This window comes from uncultured Bacteroides sp. (assembly GCF_910586915.1).
GTDB lineage: Bacteria > Bacteroidota > Bacteroidia > Bacteroidales > Bacteroidaceae > Bacteroides.
Window position 1 is genome coordinate 20,460 of sequence record NZ_CAJULN010000027.1, and the last position, 15,887, is coordinate 36,346.

A 15,887-nucleotide genomic window follows, 5' to 3' on the forward strand; every position below is an offset into this window, starting at 1 on the left:
CCATCACTCCAAGCCAACAGAGAGCGGGTATCCGCATAAGGTATCCAGTCCAATATACGCTCCTCAGTATTTCTTGTATATGAGCGATGCCGAAATAATAGTGATTCTTATCCTGTTCCATTCCGGTGGCTTTCGCTGCTTCAAACATTATTATAAAGAGTATATCTGCAAACACCTAAAGAGCCTGTTTACAAGATGTGTATCCTATAGCCGCTTCGTGGAACTGGAAAAGGAAGTCGTGCTTCCTCTGACCATTTTCAACAAACGTACTTAAAATGCCGGAAGGATACCCCATCATACCGTTCCAGTCCTTCCTTTGTCCCAAACCACATAAAACCCTTCGAATCTTGCAGAATAGCACTTACCGTATTTTGCGACAACCCATTCCGACTACTAAGATTCTTAAAATAATATTGTTCATTTACCGCTTGTACATCGCCAACGATTCCCGATATTACCGATATAATTATTATAATGACCTTTTTCATATATCCGATTGATAAAACCTGTGATTCAAAAACCAAAGGTAGACAATATAACAACCGGAGGATAGAAAATACGTCTCAATGAATAAAAAAATCGTCCTATTTCTCTATTCTGATACGTGCATCCACTGCTATGACGGCCTTTGGGGTTGCCAAAAGCGGGTTTATGTCCATTTCCTTGATTTCCGTTGCAAAGCGGAGCAGGGTGGAAAGGCGGACGATGATTTCTGCAAATTTATCCTCGTTCACCCCTTTCTGCCCGCGCGTTCCCTGAATGATTTTGTAGGCGCGCAACGAGTGAATCATCGAATAGGCCTCCTCGTAAGAGAGCGGTGCCAGACCGGAAGAGACATCCTTCAGTACTTCCACGAAGATGCCGCCCAGGCCGCAAAGCACCACGTGTCCGAACTTCTCCTCGTATTTGGCTCCGATGAAGAGTTCCGTACCCTGCAACATGGGTTGCACCATGATTGCTTTCGCGTCGGCAATCTGCATCATACGCTCGAACTCCAACGCCAAGTGTTGTTCGCTCTTGATGTTGAGCACCACTCCGCCGACATCCGACTTGTGTACCGGGCCGACCACTTTCGCCACTACCGGAAATCCGCAACGGCGTGCAAAGGCGACTACTTCTTCTTTCTTGTCCGAAACGAATTCGTCGACAAGCGGGATGCCTGCCGCGTGGAGCAACGCCTGCACGTGATGGGGGGCGATATATCCGTCGTCGGGGATGGAGTCGATGATGCGGCGGATTCGCGGCACGTCTACGCCGTAAAGCTCAATCTCGGGCACTGCCGGTTTGGGAGCGTTGACGATGCGCGAAAGTGCCGTGCCCAATGTCACCTCGTCTGCAAAGTTCACGTGTCCTTTCGCCAAAAACGCGGCGACTTCCGCTCCGGCGGTGTTGATGGAGGGAAGAATGGGGAAAATCGGTTTGCCACACGCCTGCATCTTTTCGTGGAGCACGTCGTACATCTCGAACATCGTGACCAGTCCCGGTGTGCCGAAAATGGCCATCATAGCGTCTATGTTCTCAAATTTCCCTTCGCAGTAGTCGATGCAGAGACGCAGGTGTTCGGGTGTTCCGGTAGCGAGGATGTCGATGGGGTTGCCAACGGCGGCTCCGGGGAAGAGTTGCGCTTTCAGTTCTTCTGCCTGGGTACCTTCGAGCTTGGGCACGTTGAGCCCGCCTTTGCTCAGTGCATCGGTCAGCATCACGCCCGGGCCGCCGGCGTGGGTGATGATGGCGAAGTTCTTACCTTTCAGTTCGGGCAGGGTGAATACGCACCCCACCGTGGTGAGCTCCTCGCGGGAGAAACAGCGCACGATACCGGCCTTGCGGAACAACGCCTCGACGGCCGAATCGGAACTGGCAATGGCTCCCGTGTGCGAAGAGGCTGCCCGGCTTCCGCTTTCCGAGCTTCCGGCCTTTATGGCGGCAATCTTGCAGCCTTTCCTTATCAGCGACGAGGCGTGGAACAGGAGCCTGTCGGGGTTCTGAATGCTTTCGATATAGAGCAGTTTGATGTGTGAGTCTGCCGCCGGGTCGAAGTTTTCGTCCATGAACTGCAACACTTCCTCCACGCCGATTTGCTTTGCGTTGCCCACCGACCAGACGGAGTTGAACTGCAAGCCTTTCGTGACGGCGCTTTCGAGGATGAAGACGGCCGTCGCGCCGGAGCTGGAGATTAAATCGACGCCTTTGGGATTGAGGTTGGGGACGGGCTGGCTGAATACGCTGTGGTGCCAGGTATTCATCAGCCCGATGCAGTTGGGTCCAATCAGCGAGGCGCCGTACTTATCGGCTGTCGCCAGGATGCGTTCTTCCAGCAATGCTCCTTCGCGGGTTTCCTCGCCAAATCCGGCGGAAAGGATGATAAAGGCACGCGTGTGCTTCGTGGCTGCCAGCGTTTCGACCACATCGGGACACATCAAGGCGGGTATGGCCAATACTGCCAGGTCTGTGTCGGGCAACTCCTGCACATGGGCAAAAGCAGGCACGCCCTGCACATCTTTCTCTTTGGGATTCACTGCCCGAAGCTGGCCCCGGTAGCCTCCGTTGATGAGGTTCTTCAAGATGGCGCCACCCGGCTTGTGTACATTATTCGATGCCCCTACTACGACGATGCTTTCGGGACGAAGCAACTGCGTTGTTATCATATCATGCTTTGTTTTTTCGTTCAAACTACGGTACAAATATATTCTTTTCTTACGAGACGAGGAACATCAACTGCGCATTAAATTAAAAGCAGCACCCCATAGTGAAACCGTAATACCCGCCGTTTGCCGGACTGGCTATCGGTGTGAAGAGGAGGTTGTTCTCCTTCGTTCCCTTTTTCTGAAGGACTTTTTGCCATAGCCGGCAGCTCCACTCGCCAATGCGTGCGCTGAGGATGCCTACTCCGGCGCCCGCCACGACGTCGTGGAGCCAATGCCTGCCGTTGTACATCCGCATGAATCCCACCCCCGTGGCGAGGGTGTAGGCGCCGATGCCATACCATCCGCCGTATTCTATCCGCACGAGTTCCGCTCCCATGAAAACGGTTGCCGTATGCCCCGAGGGGAAGGAGTTGTGTCCGGCAAACTCGGGCCGTTTTTCGTCAATGCAGAATTTCGGGACATTGGTGAGAACCGCCAGTGCCGCATACGAAGTGGCGACTATCAAGGCCCGGTCTCTGAACGAATGCCGCGCCTTGATGCCGGTGCAGCCTAACATCAGCGAACCGGCGACGGGCAGGTATTGGATGTAGTCGTCAAATTCAAGCCGCTTATTGTCTCCCCGTATGTCAATCACGCTGTTGGTGACCTGGCGGCTGCCGTTTCTGACGAATCCCGGAGCGAGCGCAACCGCCCCCACCCCGGCTAACGACGCGGGCAGAATCGTCTGCCGCCACTCGAATGTGTAATTTTCCATACGCCCCTTGCCGGCGGACAACGAATCGCAGGCCGCCTGCTGCGCGTGCATTTTCACGGGCAGTGCCACTGTAAGGGCCACTGCCAGAAGTAAGTTTTTAACCTCCATTGTGGTTTGCTCAGCCTCGCCGGTTCCCGCTCGGCTATCGTTTTAGAGTTGGTACTGAAACGTGGAACCAATATGCTTCCATCTCCTTGACCAGACTGTGACGTCTTAACTTGAAAATGGAGACAGCAGCCCCATGCGCAAACACCACACGGAGAACCATCATGCCAAAGTCTTGTTATCGGTTTTAAAGTTTCCTACGCTTTATTACAGCAAGATGAAGACACAACGTTTCGTTTTCAAACAGTTACTGTTTTTTTTCTATGTATTTATCCTTCGCCTTTCCAACACCGGCCTGTTTTGAGTCAGCCACGCAGAGAAATAAAAAAACGCGGAACCGCCCATCGTTCATTCCCCTGTAAAAGGCGGTAGGAAAGCCCTCGATAACGGAATGGTGACAGCAGCTCCACGCATATACGCGGAGAACCATCATGCCAATCTTGTTATCAGGTTAAAGTTTCCTACGCTTTATTACAGCAAGACACAGACACAACGTTCTTTGTATTTTACCCTCGAAAATAGGACGACATCGCAACCGATGTTGTAATTTTTATGCCATAGGCAATCTGTTTTTTGGTTTATACCGGTACGCTGCAACATTACAGGTACCCGATTGTTTGTTGTGTGCAAAGGTAGCATATTTTCTTGAGTTTTGAAGGTTATTTTGCCATTTGTATTTCCGATTCCGTCCGCCAATCCTGTCCGCCGGTGCAAAGATACGGGTATCGTCCGAACCGGCACAATCATTTTCGCAAAGTGCGTTCATAAATTAATTCATAGCGTCCGAACGAAAAAGAGGCTTCCTCCTCCGTCCTCTCCTGGAGGAGAGTCAGAGAGGTGGTTTCTTTTGTTTTTCTTTGTTTTTATTTGTTTTTCTTTGTTTTGTGTACCCGTTGCCGACATTTCGGGCTTCATTGCCGCAGCATCGGCGGTTGATGTTGCAGCACCGGCGGCTGATGTCGCATTGCGGGTTGTCCGGGCGACGGTATTTTTCGGCAGACGAAAGGAGAGCGGCTCATGAAATTTTCCCTGCTGCCGCACGTTGGAGACAGATGGCTTGCCTGCACGACATATATCGGCTGGACATTGGACATATAGCTGCTGAAGGCAGGACATATAGACGCTGGACACAGGAGATACGGATGCTGGAAGCACCACGGAGGGCGGCGTCCGGAAGTGGAATAAAAATCTGTGTGAATCTGTGTAATCCGTGGTGAAAAATCAATATCTTTGCACGTTGCAAGAATGAAAACAATAAAACCACGCTATACACACATGGAAAAGAAATTCAAAAGAACCACCGTCACATCGGCACTGCCGTATGCGAACGGGCCTGTCCACATCGGCCACCTGGCCGGCGTGTACGTGCCGGCAGATATCTACGTACGCTATCTGCGGCTGAAGAAAGAAGATGTACTGTTTGTCGGCGGCTCGGACGAACACGGAGTACCCATCACCATCCGCGCCAAGAAAGAGGGAATCACGCCGCAGGATGTGGTAGACCGCTACCACACGCTGATAAAGGAGTCGTTCAAGGAGTTCGGCATCTCATTCGACGTATATAGCCGCACCACTTCGCCGACCCACCACCAACTGGCGTCGGACTTCTTCAAGAAACTGTACGACAAGGGAGAATTCATCGAAAAGACCTCCGAACAATACTACGACGAAGAGGCGAAGACCTTCCTTGCCGACCGTTACATCACCGGCGAGTGCCCGCACTGCCACGCCGAAGGAGCCTACGGCGACCAATGCGAGAAATGCGGAACCTCGCTCTCGCCCACCGACCTCATCAACCCCAAAAGCGCCATCAGCGGCAGCAAACCCGTGATGAAGGAGACCAAGCACTGGTATCTGCCCCTCGACAAACACGAAGGATGGCTGCGCCAGTGGATTCTCGAAGACCACAAGGAATGGCGCCCCAACGTGTACGGACAGTGCAAGAGCTGGCTCGACATGGGACTCCAGCCGCGCGCCGTGAGCCGCGACCTCGACTGGGGCATCCCCGTCCCCGTAGAAGGCGCCGAAGGGAAAGTGCTCTACGTGTGGTTCGACGCTCCCATCGGATACATCTCCAACACGAAGGAGCTTCTGCCCGACAGTTGGGAGACTTGGTGGAAAGACCCCGAAACACGCCTGCTGCACTTCATCGGCAAAGACAACATCGTCTTCCACTGCATCGTCTTCCCCGCCATGCTGAAGGCGGAAGGCAGCTACATCCTGCCCGAGAACGTGCCGAGCAACGAATTCCTCAACCTCGAGGGCGACAAAATATCCACCTCGCGCAACTGGGCCGTATGGCTGCACGAATACCTCGCCGACTTCCCCGGCAAGCAAGACGTGCTCCGCTACGTGCTCACCGCCAATGCGCCTGAGACAAAAGACAACGACTTCACCTGGAAAGACTTCCAGGCACGCAACAACAACGAACTGGTAGCCGTGTACGGCAACTTCGTAAACCGCGCAATGGTGCTGACGCAGAAGTACTTCGACGGGAAAGTCCCCGCACAGGGCGAACTGACCGACTACGACAAGGAAACCCTCAAGGAATTCTCCGACGTCAAAGCGGAAGTGGAGAAGCTGCTCGACGTATTCAAATTCCGCGACGCGCAGAAAGAGGCGATGAACCTGGCACGCATCGGCAACAAATACCTCGCCGACACCGAACCGTGGAAGCTGGCCAAAACAGACATGGAGCGCGTGGGAACCATCCTCAACATCTCCCTGCAACTCGTAGCCAACCTCGCCATCGCGTTCGACCCCTTCCTGCCCTTCAGCTCGGAACGGCTCCGCAAGATGCTGAACATGGACACCTTCGAGTGGTCCGAACTGGGACGTGACAACCTCCTTCCGGTAGGACACCAACTGAACAAGCCGGAACTGCTGTTCGAGAAAATCGAAGACGCCACCATCGAAGCACAGGTACAAAAACTGCTCGACACGAAGAAGGCAAACGAAGAGGCAAACTACAAAGCCAACCCGATTCGCCCGAACATCGAGTTCGACGATTTCCTGAAACTGGACATCCGCGTAGGAACCGTGCTCGAATGTCAGAAAGTGCCGAAGGCCGACAAGCTGCTGCAATTCAAGATTGACGACGGACTCGAAACACGCACCATCGTATCGGGCATCGCCAAACATTACCAGCCCGAAGAGCTCGTAGGCAAGCAGGTATGCTTCATCGCCAACCTCGCTCCGCGCAAGCTGAAAGGCATCGTCAGCGAAGGCATGATTCTGAGTGCCGAAAACAACGACGGCAGCCTGGCAGTCATCACGCCGCAGAAGGAAGTGAAGCCGGGCAGCGAAGTAAAATAACCACACTGAAAGAGGATATACAAGAAGGCACACACGCCGGCAACGGCAAAAAAAAAGAAGTGCCTTCCTGTATATTCTTTTTGTTTATTAGCGGGTAACAACCATGATATGAGCGAAGAACAATCACTAAAAGAAAAAACAGCCAAAGGATTATTCTGGGGCGGGCTCAGCAACGGGCTGCAACAACTGCTGAACCTGATATTCGGCATCTTCCTTGCCCGCCTGCTCTCCCGTGAGGACTATGGCATGGTAGGTATGCTCAGCATCTTCTCGTTGATAGCCGGCAGCCTGCAGGAGAGCGGATTCACAGCCGCGCTCACCAACAAAAAAGAAGTAGGCCATAAAGACTACAATGCAGTATTCTGGTTCAGTTCGGCAATGGGACTCACCCTTTACACCCTGCTGTTTTTCTGCGCCCCCTACATCGCGGCGTTTTACAACAAGCCCGAACTGACGCCGTTGGCGCGTTATTCATTCTTAGGATTCTTCCTGTCGAGTTTGGGAACCGCCCAAAACGCCTATATGTTCCGCAACCTGATGGTGAAGCAACGAGCCGTTTCGGCCATGCTCAGCCTCATCGTTTCGGGCGCGACAGGAGTCATCATGGCCTACAACGGCATGGCCTACTGGGGATACGCCACGCAAAGCATCATCTACGTCTTTTGCGTCACCTGCTGCTACTGGTATTTCTCACCGTGGCGTCCCGACCTGCACATCAACCTGAAACCCTTGAAAGAGATGATTGCCTTCAGCAGCCGCCTGCTGGTGACGCACATATTTACCAACATCAACAACAACGTCCTGTCGGTGATTTTAGGCAAGTTCTACTCCGAACAGGAGGTGGGCGACTTCAACCAGGCCAACAAATGGAACGCGATGGGATACTCCGTCCTCTACGGCATGGTAAAAGAGGTAGCGCAGCCCACCCTGTCCCGTGTCACCGACGAGCACGAACGGCAGAAGCGCATCTTCCGCAAGCTGCTCCGCTTCACGGCCTTCATCGCCTTCCCCGCCCTGTTCGGACTGTCGTTCATCACTCCCGAGCTGATTACCATCGCCATCACCTCCAAGTGGGCGGCAAGCGCGGAAATCTTAAGAACCCTGTGCATCGGAAGCGCCTTCCTCGCCATCGGCAACCTCTACTCCAACCTCATCATCAGTAAAGAAAAATCCGACATTTATATGTGGAGCACCATCGTACAGGGGCTTGTGCAGGTGTCTATCATGCTCTATTTCAGCAGCTACGGCATCTCCGCCTTAGTGAAATATTACGTCTGCATCAACATCGGCTGGCTTGCCGTGTGGCAGTATTTCGTGTGGCGCGAGATACGGCTCAGCCTCTTCGAAGCCTTGAAAGACATCTGCCCCTTCGCCCTCATCGCCGCCGGAAGTATGCTGGCAGCGCACTGCTGCACCCGGGGCCTTTCAAACATATACATCCTGCTGATAGCCAAAATCGCGGTTGCAGCAACCATATACACCACCGTCATGTGGATAAGCGGCTCGGTCACCTTCAGGGAGAGCGTGCAGTATTTCCTCAAAAAGAAGAACTAAAAGCCCAAAGAAGACAGACATCATGGAGAAAATACCTGTATTTTTCACATTCGACAAGAACTACGTAGTGGCAGCCGGAGTTGCCATCTACTCCCTGCTGAAACACGCCGCACCGACCTACGAATACAAGCTATACGTGCTCCACACGGACATCCCTGCCAAAGCACAACGCGAACTGGCAAGGCTCGCCGGCAGATTCGGCAACGCCTCCCTGGAGTTTATTGACACATCCGCCTTCGACGACAGCGAGCACATCCGCCAAAGCAAGGCGCACTTCTCAAAAGAGATATACTACAAGCTCATCGCCGCCGAGATATTCCCCCAGTACGACCGGATTATCTGTTCGGATGTGGACGTCGTATTCACCGGCGACATTTCCGAATCCTACTTCATGCACCCAGACCGCTTCTTCTACTTTGCCGGTATCGGGCAAATACTCGAAAGCGACCGCATGAAGAACTACGCGGGCAAATTCACCGAAGAGGAGACCAAGATACTCAAAAAGGAGATTGCCGCCGGATACCTGCTGATGAACCTTCAGGCAATCCGTCGCGATTCGATGCAGAAGAAACTGACAGACTATTACAAAGCCAACTACCACAGGCTATGCCTGCCGGAACAGGACTGCATCATCCTCTGCTGCTGGCCGCACGTCGAATATCTCCCCATCAAGTTCTGCGTGTGCAATTACTATTACAACGTAAATCCCGCCACAGCCGCATTCTACCGCGACAACGACCGCCTGCCCGCCGTGCACGAACAGGCGGCACACCTGTTTGCCGAAGCGCTCGCCCACCCAGTGCAACTCCATTATGTGGGCGAAAACAAACCCTGGAACAGTCTCTCGGTACCAAAGCACGGCCTATGGCTCGCCCTGCTGCGCGAATCGGGATACACCGGCAGGCTGCTCAGAGACCTGCCACGACTGATGCGGCAAAGACTGAGAAGATACAGTCTGAAACGTTTTCTGTCGAAGATAGCCAACCGTTTTACATCGAAAAGCAATCATTATGGAAAGTAACAAAGTACGTGTCATTGCATTTTATCTCCCCCAATATCATCCCACAGCCGAAAACGACCGGTGGTGGGGCAAAGGATTCACCGAATGGACAAACGTGGGCAAGGCAAAACCCTTGTTTCGCGGACACTACCAGCCGCGCGTCCCCGCCGACCTGGGATATTACGACCTCCGGGTGTCCGAAACACGCATCGAGCAGGCACAGTTGGCAGAGCAGTACGGCATAGAAGGTTTCTGCTACTGGCACTACTGGTTTGGCAACGGCAGGCAACTCCTCCAACGCCCCTTCCAGGAAGTGCTGGCATCGGGCAAACCCGACTTTCCCTTCTGCCTTGCTTGGGCAAACCATAGCTGGGAAGACAAGCAATTCAGCAAAGAAGGTACTCACCGGATGCTCATGGAGCAGCTATATCCGGGCGAAGCCGACGAGACAGCCCACTTCGGCACACTGCTACCCGCCTTCAAGGACCACCGTTACATCCGCGTGGAGGGCAAACCGGTATTCATGGTCTACAACCCCTTCGAGCTGCCCGACGCCGGACGCTTCATACGCCTGTGGCAAAAGTTAGCGCGCGAAAACGGGCTGGAGGGCATACACTTCGTAGCGCAGACCAACAACGCCAAAGAGGTGCAACCGCTCAGGGAGATGGGATTCGACGCCGTAAATATCGTCAGGCTGTTCGACTTCTTCAAGCAGGACTACTCTACGGTGGAGAAAATATACATGAAAATGATGCGGCTCGTCTTCAAAAGAGGCCGCATTGTCGACTACGCCCGTGCCGCCCGGTTCTTCTCCGGCACCGAAGACCGCCGGAACGACTGCTACCCGACCCTCATCCCCAACTGGGACCACTCGCCCCGTTCGGGCAGGAAAGGGCACATCCTCGTACGCTCCACGCCGGAGAAGTTCAAGAAGCACGCACGCCGCACCCTCGCCGACATGGCGCACAAGCCCGCCGACCGGCGCATCGTATTCCTCAAATCGTGGAACGAATGGGCCGAAGGCAACTACATGGAGCCCGACTTAAAGTTCGGACGCTCCTACCTCGAAGCACTCCAACAGTCAATCAACGAATCCAACCCCGACCACAGCCTATGACAAGTCAGCCAGCACCTATCCTCTTATTCGTGTACAACCGCCCGGAGCACGCCCGCCAATGCATCGAATCTCTCCGGAGAAACGCACTGGCCGCCCAAAGCCCCCTGTTCATCTATTCCGACGCCGCCCGCCAACCCGAAAGCCGGGAAGGCGTAGCGCAGACACGCCGGTTTATCCGCAACGTCGACGGATTCCTGTCTGTCACCATCATCGAGCGGGAGCAGAACTGGGGACTGGCACGAAGCATCATCGACGGAGTGACCACCCAGGTGAACCGCTTCGGAAGGGTCATCGTCATGGAAGACGACCTCATCGCCGCCCCGCACTTCCTGCAATTCATGAACGACGCGCTCGAGACCTACAAAGACGAACCGCGCGTGGGGCACATCCAGGGTTGCGACTTCACGCAAGACCCCGCCCTGCCCGACACCTTCCTGATAAAATGGACCGGAAGCTGGGGATGGGCCACGTGGGACAGGGCATGGAAACTGTTCAACCCCGACGGCAAAGAGCTTCTGCGCCAACTGGAGGAGCGGCGGCTCACCCGACGGTTCGACTTCGACGGCACATACGGCTACACCCGAATGCTGCGCAGGCAAATCGAAGGGAAGAACAACTCATGGGCCATCCGCTGGAACGCCAGCCTGTTCCTGGCAGACGTGCTCTCGCTCAACGCCGGACGCTCGCTGATACAGAACAACGGCTTCGACGGCAGTGGAACCAACTGCGGCGGCGGCGGACTGTATCACTCCATGCTATGGACCGAACCGCTTCGGGTGGAAAAGCTCTCGCCCATAGAAGAGAACGAACAGGCGAGAAAAGCATTCGTGCGCTACTATCACCGCACCAACTGTTTCCTGGCAAAAGCCATCCGGCGAATCAAACGTACACTGAAAGGAGATTTCGGCGCATGAAAATTTATTATTACCACACCCGCCCCATACAGGAGGCGCTCGACGAATGGGAAAACCACCTGCATCCCGGACACATCCTCTACGGGCTCACCCACTTCGGCAAGTACGGCATCACACCGATACTTCACCGCTACCGCCGCTTCCCGTCGCGGCTGCGGCTGTCGCTCTACACGCTCTTCGAAGTGCTGCGTTGCAAGGAGCCGTACGACCTGCTGTACGGAACCTCTTTCTACGGGCTGGAGCTTGTCATCTTCCTACGCGCCTTAGGGCTGTACCGCAAGCCCATCGCCATTTGGCATCACCAGGCGGTGGTACGCAACCCGGGCAGGCTGTGCAACCTGATTTCGCGTTTCTACTACAGGGGCATCGACCGGATGTTCTTTTTCAGCCGCACGCTGATAGACGACTCGCTCCAATCGGGCAAAGTCAGCGCCGACCGGCTGCACCTGATACACTGGGGAGCCGACCTCGACTTCTACGACCACCTGAAACAGCACCTTCCCTCTGCCGGCAACGGGCAGCAGGAGAAGGCCTTCATCAGCACCGGAAAAGAGAACCGCGACTTTGCCACCCTGCTGAAAGCATTTGCCGAAACGGGACTTCCCATCGACATCTTCACGACACCGGACAGGGATTACGAACATCTGCTGAAGCAATACGCGCCGTACGCCAACATACGGGCACACCTCACCGGCGGTATCATCCCGCACCAATTGGCGGTAGAGGTCTGCCGCTCAAAGGCGGTGGTCATCTGTTGCCTCGACTACCCTTACACCGTGGGGCTGACCACCCTGGTGGAAGCATTCGCGCTGGGGCTTCCGGTAGTGTGCAGCCGCAACCCCAAGTTTGAGATGGACATCGAAAAAGAGGGAGCCGGCATCTGCGTAGACTACAACGATGCGGAAGGCTGGAAGCAGGCCGTGAACTACCTCCACACCCACCCCGAAGAGGCCCGGCGCATGGGAGCGAACGGACGCAAACTGGCAGAAAGGGAGTTCAACCTCGAACACTACAGCCGCGAACTGGCGGAAATACTGACGGCAACGGTAAAAACTTCCCGCAAATAACCACAGATTTACAACGAAAACCGTAACTTTGTATAAATTTAATTCTGTCCATGAGAGTCCTGATTATAAATACATCCGAACGCACCGGCGGAGCCGCCATCGCCGCAAGCCGGTTGCTGGAATCGCTGAAGAACAACGGTATCAAAGCCAAAATGCTGGTGCGCGACAAGCAAACCGACCAAATCAGCGTGGTCGGGCTGAAGCGCAACTGGCTGCAAGTGTGGAAATTCGTGTGGGAACGCATCGTTATATGGAGCGCCAACGGCTTCCGCCGCAACCACCTGTTTGATGTAGACATCGCCAACACAGGCACAGACATCACCTCGCTGCCCGAATTCCGCCAGGCAGACGTGATTCACCTGCACTGGATAAACCAGGGAATGCTCTCACTCGCCGACATACGCAAGATACTCGCTTCGGGCAAGCCCGTTGTGTGGACCATGCATGATATGTGGCCCTGCACCGGCATCTGCCACTATGCACGCGAATGTACGAACTACCGGCAGGAGTGCCACCACTGCCCCTACATCTTCAAAGGCGGCGGACGAAAAGACCTCTCCTACCGCACTTTCCGCAAGAAGCGGCAACTATACAGCCAGGCTCCCGTCCATTTCGTCACTTGCAGCCGTTGGCTGAAAGAGCAGGCGCAGACGAGTGCCTTATTTGAAGGGAAAAGCGTCACCAACATCCCGAACGCCATCAACACCAACCTGTTCAAGCCACAAGACAAACGGAAGGCACGGGCCAGATTCATGCTGCCCGAAGAGAAGAAGCTGATTCTGTTCGGCTCGCTGAAAATCACCGACAAGCGGAAAGGGGCCGACTATCTGATTGCCGCCTGCAAACTGCTGGCCGAGAAGCATCCCGAATGGAAGGATGCATTGGGAGTGGTCGTTTTCGGCAACCAGTCGCAGCAGTTGCAGGAGATGCTTCCGTTCCGCGTCTACCCGCTTCCTTACATCACGAACGAGCACGAAGTGGTAGACATCTACAACGCCGTAGACCTTTTCGCCATCCCGTCGCTCGAAGAGAACCTCCCCAACATGATTATGGAAGCAATGGCCTGCGGAGTACCCTGTGTAGGGTTCAACGTAGGCGGTATCCCCGAGATGATAGACCACCTGCACAACGGCTACGTAGCGCAATACAAGTCGTCGGACGACCTTGCCAACGGCATTCACTGGATACTGACGGAACCGGGATACAGCGAGCTCTCCGCCCAGGCCTGCCGCAAGGTATTGGGCAATTACTCGGAGAGCATCATCGCCAAGAGATATACGGAAGTGTACAACAAAATGACGGGAGGATATGCATAACACCGCTCGCCCCACTCCCCGTTTCTCGGTTATCACGGTGACCTACAACGCCGGGAAGGTGCTGGAAGATACCATACAGAGTGTCATCTCGCAGACGTACCGCCACCTCGAGTACATCATCGTAGACGGGGCTTCCAAAGACGAAACATTATCCATCGTCGACCGCTACCGCTCGCGAATAGACATTGTAGTGAGCGAACCGGACAAAGGACTGTACGACGCCATGAACAAAGGAATCGCCCTTGCCAGCGGCGATTACCTTTGCTTTCTCAACGCGGGCGACTGCTTTCACGCTGCCGACACCTTGCAGCAAATGGCACACAGCATCCACAGCAACGAGCTGCCCGATGTGCTCTACGGCGAAACGGCCATCGTCGACAAGGAGGGGCACTTCGTGCGTATGCGCCGACTCGCTGCTCCAGAGGTTCTTACCTGGAGAAGTTTCAAGGCGGGAATGTTGGTCTGCCACCAGGCGTTCTTCGCCCGCCGCACGCTGGCAGAACCTTACGACCTAAAATACCGCTTTTCGGCCGATTTCGACTGGTGCATCCGTGTCATGAAGCGCGCACACACGCTCCATAATACACATTTAACGGTCATTGACTATCTGGACGAAGGGATGACGACTCAAAACCGGAAAGCGTCTCTCAAGGAAAGATTCCGCATCATGGCACGGCACTACGGGCTGATTGGTACGGTGGCACGCCACGCGTGGTTTGTGCTCCGGCTGGTGCTCCGGCGTTAGGTTGCAGGAGATATAGATGCTATAACCCGTTGATACGGCAAATGATAATCTTCTAAGAGGACAAGCAAACGCTGTTGAGTCTCAAGTGCGTTCCGTTTCATTTGGTTTCTTCATTCCTACCCTTATAATACCCCTTTAATAACATCTCCAAATGCACCCAACCGGCAGTTACGACATTTACAATCTTTCCGGATTTATCTATCAAAATGCCATAAGGTATTCCGTTTATAGAGTACAATTCTCTGACGCGTTTATCGTCTTCTTTTTTCGCAATACACAAATCTGTCCAATGATTCTCCTTTTTCCGTAAGACGGAAAGCCAGGAAGTACGGTTCGCGTCCAGCGAAACACCCAGAATTTCAAAGCCCTTGCTCCTATACTCCTGATACAACCGGACAAGTTGCGGCTCCTGCGCACGGCAAGGGCCGCACCACGATGCCCAGAAGTCGAGAAACAACAGGTCGGACTTGCCCACATAATCAGAAATTTTCCTTTCACATCCCAGCGAATCAACCAATGTAAAGTCCACATATTGCCGTCCTGCAAGAGACTGTTGTTTGAGCCGTTTCTTTCTATTCTCGTATTCCAGCCGGATATCTCCGCGAGATTTATCCCGTTCGGACAACATACCGTAGAGTTTTTCAAAGTATGGGTCGTAGATATCATATGCATCTCGAAGAAGCAACCCACGCCCCAATCCGTTACGGATGTGTTTCTTCTTGAACCTATATTTATATTCGTACAGTTACATCTCGAGTTCGTCGATATTCTCTTTCTTCTTCAATGCTACATTCATCCGGCGATGATACTCTGCACACGAATCAGAAAATTGCCGATACTCCAAAGCCAATGGGGAGTGAACAACCGAGTGATGTCCCAATTCCACTGTGATAGGGCCGCGTTCGAGATACAATCCGGCAGATAAAACCGTATCCGGGTAGTTGCCTAAAGAGATGATGGATTTCTCATATAAATACTCTGCACCCTGAAAACTGAAACGCCCACTTTCCACATAAGTGGAGTCTACAGAACAAATCACATTGCCCGTTATGGTGAAAAGCGTCACCAAAGCGCCATTATATTTCGTATCCACTATGCCGTTAACGTGGAACTTAGAGCGTTCATCCCTCTTGTACATCAAAAGCCCGTTTCTGTATTTTTCGCAAAAATCGAGCAGAATTTGCAATTATCTTAGAATTAAACGGTTATTCGGGTTGCATGGAAATTGGGTAACGAGATGGCAACCGTTCTTATTTCAGAGTTCTTTATTGTTTTGCACCAATGAGATAACTCCTAATACACAAAATTATATAGAAAAATCGAGTTTTTCTACACCGGCCCAATAAAAACCGAGG

The 15,887-nt window shown here is 53.6% G+C and carries 13 protein-coding genes and 2 pseudogenes; 10 read left to right on the forward strand and 5 right to left on the reverse strand.

Features of this window, described 5'->3' with window-relative positions; all coding sequences use genetic code 11:
• Window positions 1-79: 79 nt before the first annotated feature.
• A pseudogene (locus QZ331_RS10185) lies at window positions 80-268 on the forward strand (IS982 family transposase); the annotation flags it as partial.
• Here QZ331_RS10185 and QZ331_RS10190 read toward each other — a convergent pair.
• From QZ331_RS10190 to QZ331_RS10200, 3 genes and pseudogenes are all read right to left on the reverse strand, one after another.
• A pseudogene (locus QZ331_RS10190) lies at window positions 267-488 on the reverse strand (two-component regulator propeller domain-containing protein); the annotation flags it as partial. The pseudogenes QZ331_RS10185 and QZ331_RS10190 overlap by 2 nt on opposite strands.
• A 96-nt stretch (window positions 489-584) precedes the next feature.
• Window positions 585-2,645 (reverse strand): acetate--CoA ligase, encoded by a 2,061-nt coding sequence (locus QZ331_RS10195; RefSeq protein ID WP_294629910.1) that lies wholly within the window; start codon window positions 2,643-2,645, stop codon window positions 585-587.
• An 82-nt stretch (window positions 2,646-2,727) separates the two neighbouring features.
• Window positions 2,728-3,507, reverse strand: a complete 780-nt coding sequence (locus tag QZ331_RS10200) for a phosphatase PAP2 family protein (RefSeq protein ID WP_294629912.1) — start codon at window positions 3,505-3,507, stop codon at window positions 2,728-2,730.
• An 890-nt stretch (window positions 3,508-4,397) separates the two neighbouring features.
• On the opposite strand from QZ331_RS10200, the gene QZ331_RS10205 reads away from it, so the two are divergent.
• The 9 genes from QZ331_RS10205 (at window position 4,398) to QZ331_RS10245 (ending at window position 14,532) form a co-directional block, all read left to right on the forward strand.
• Window positions 4,398-4,721 (forward strand): hypothetical protein, encoded by a 324-nt coding sequence (locus QZ331_RS10205; protein WP_294629914.1) that lies wholly within the window; start codon window positions 4,398-4,400, stop codon window positions 4,719-4,721.
• A 58-nt stretch (window positions 4,722-4,779) separates the two neighbouring features.
• Window positions 4,780-6,819: a methionine--tRNA ligase gene (metG, locus tag QZ331_RS10210; protein WP_294629935.1), complete on the forward strand. Its 2,040-nt coding sequence runs from the start codon at window positions 4,780-4,782 to the stop codon at window positions 6,817-6,819.
• A gap of 108 nt (window positions 6,820-6,927) precedes the next feature.
• Entirely contained in the window at window positions 6,928-8,373 is a 1,446-nt protein-coding gene (locus QZ331_RS10215) for a lipopolysaccharide biosynthesis protein (RefSeq protein WP_294629916.1), read from the forward strand.
• Between the two features lie 22 nt (window positions 8,374-8,395).
• Window positions 8,396-9,394: a glycosyltransferase family 8 protein gene (locus tag QZ331_RS10220; RefSeq protein WP_294629918.1), complete on the forward strand. Its 999-nt coding sequence runs from the start codon at window positions 8,396-8,398 to the stop codon at window positions 9,392-9,394.
• Window positions 9,384-10,490, forward strand: a complete 1,107-nt coding sequence (locus QZ331_RS10225; protein WP_294629920.1) for a glycoside hydrolase family 99-like domain-containing protein — start codon at window positions 9,384-9,386, stop codon at window positions 10,488-10,490. Before QZ331_RS10220 ends, QZ331_RS10225 begins: the two co-directional genes overlap by 11 nt.
• A complete protein-coding gene (locus QZ331_RS10230) occupies window positions 10,487-11,404 on the forward strand; it encodes a glycosyltransferase (protein ID WP_294629922.1) in 918 nt (305 codons plus the stop codon). Before QZ331_RS10225 ends, QZ331_RS10230 begins: the two co-directional genes overlap by 4 nt.
• Window positions 11,401-12,471, forward strand: coding sequence for a glycosyltransferase (locus QZ331_RS10235; RefSeq protein ID WP_294629924.1), 1,071 nt, complete (start codon window positions 11,401-11,403; stop codon window positions 12,469-12,471). The genes QZ331_RS10230 and QZ331_RS10235 overlap by 4 nt, the downstream gene beginning before the upstream one ends.
• Before the next feature lie 50 nt (window positions 12,472-12,521).
• Window positions 12,522-13,787, forward strand: a complete 1,266-nt coding sequence (locus QZ331_RS10240; RefSeq protein WP_294629926.1) for a glycosyltransferase family 4 protein — start codon at window positions 12,522-12,524, stop codon at window positions 13,785-13,787.
• Entirely contained in the window at window positions 13,780-14,532 is a 753-nt protein-coding gene (locus QZ331_RS10245) for a glycosyltransferase family 2 protein (protein WP_294629928.1), read from the forward strand. Before QZ331_RS10240 ends, QZ331_RS10245 begins: the two co-directional genes overlap by 8 nt.
• A gap of 97 nt (window positions 14,533-14,629) precedes the next feature.
• On the opposite strand, the gene QZ331_RS10250 is transcribed toward QZ331_RS10245, so the two are convergent.
• Both QZ331_RS10250 and QZ331_RS10255 read right to left on the reverse strand, forming a co-directional pair.
• Window positions 14,630-15,160, reverse strand: coding sequence for a TlpA disulfide reductase family protein (locus tag QZ331_RS10250; RefSeq protein WP_294629929.1), 531 nt, complete (start codon window positions 15,158-15,160; stop codon window positions 14,630-14,632).
• Window positions 15,161-15,277: 117 nt separating this feature from the next.
• Window positions 15,278-15,670: a hypothetical protein gene (locus QZ331_RS10255; RefSeq protein ID WP_294629931.1), complete on the reverse strand. Its 393-nt coding sequence runs from the start codon at window positions 15,668-15,670 to the stop codon at window positions 15,278-15,280.
• Window positions 15,671-15,887 lie beyond the last annotated feature (217 nt).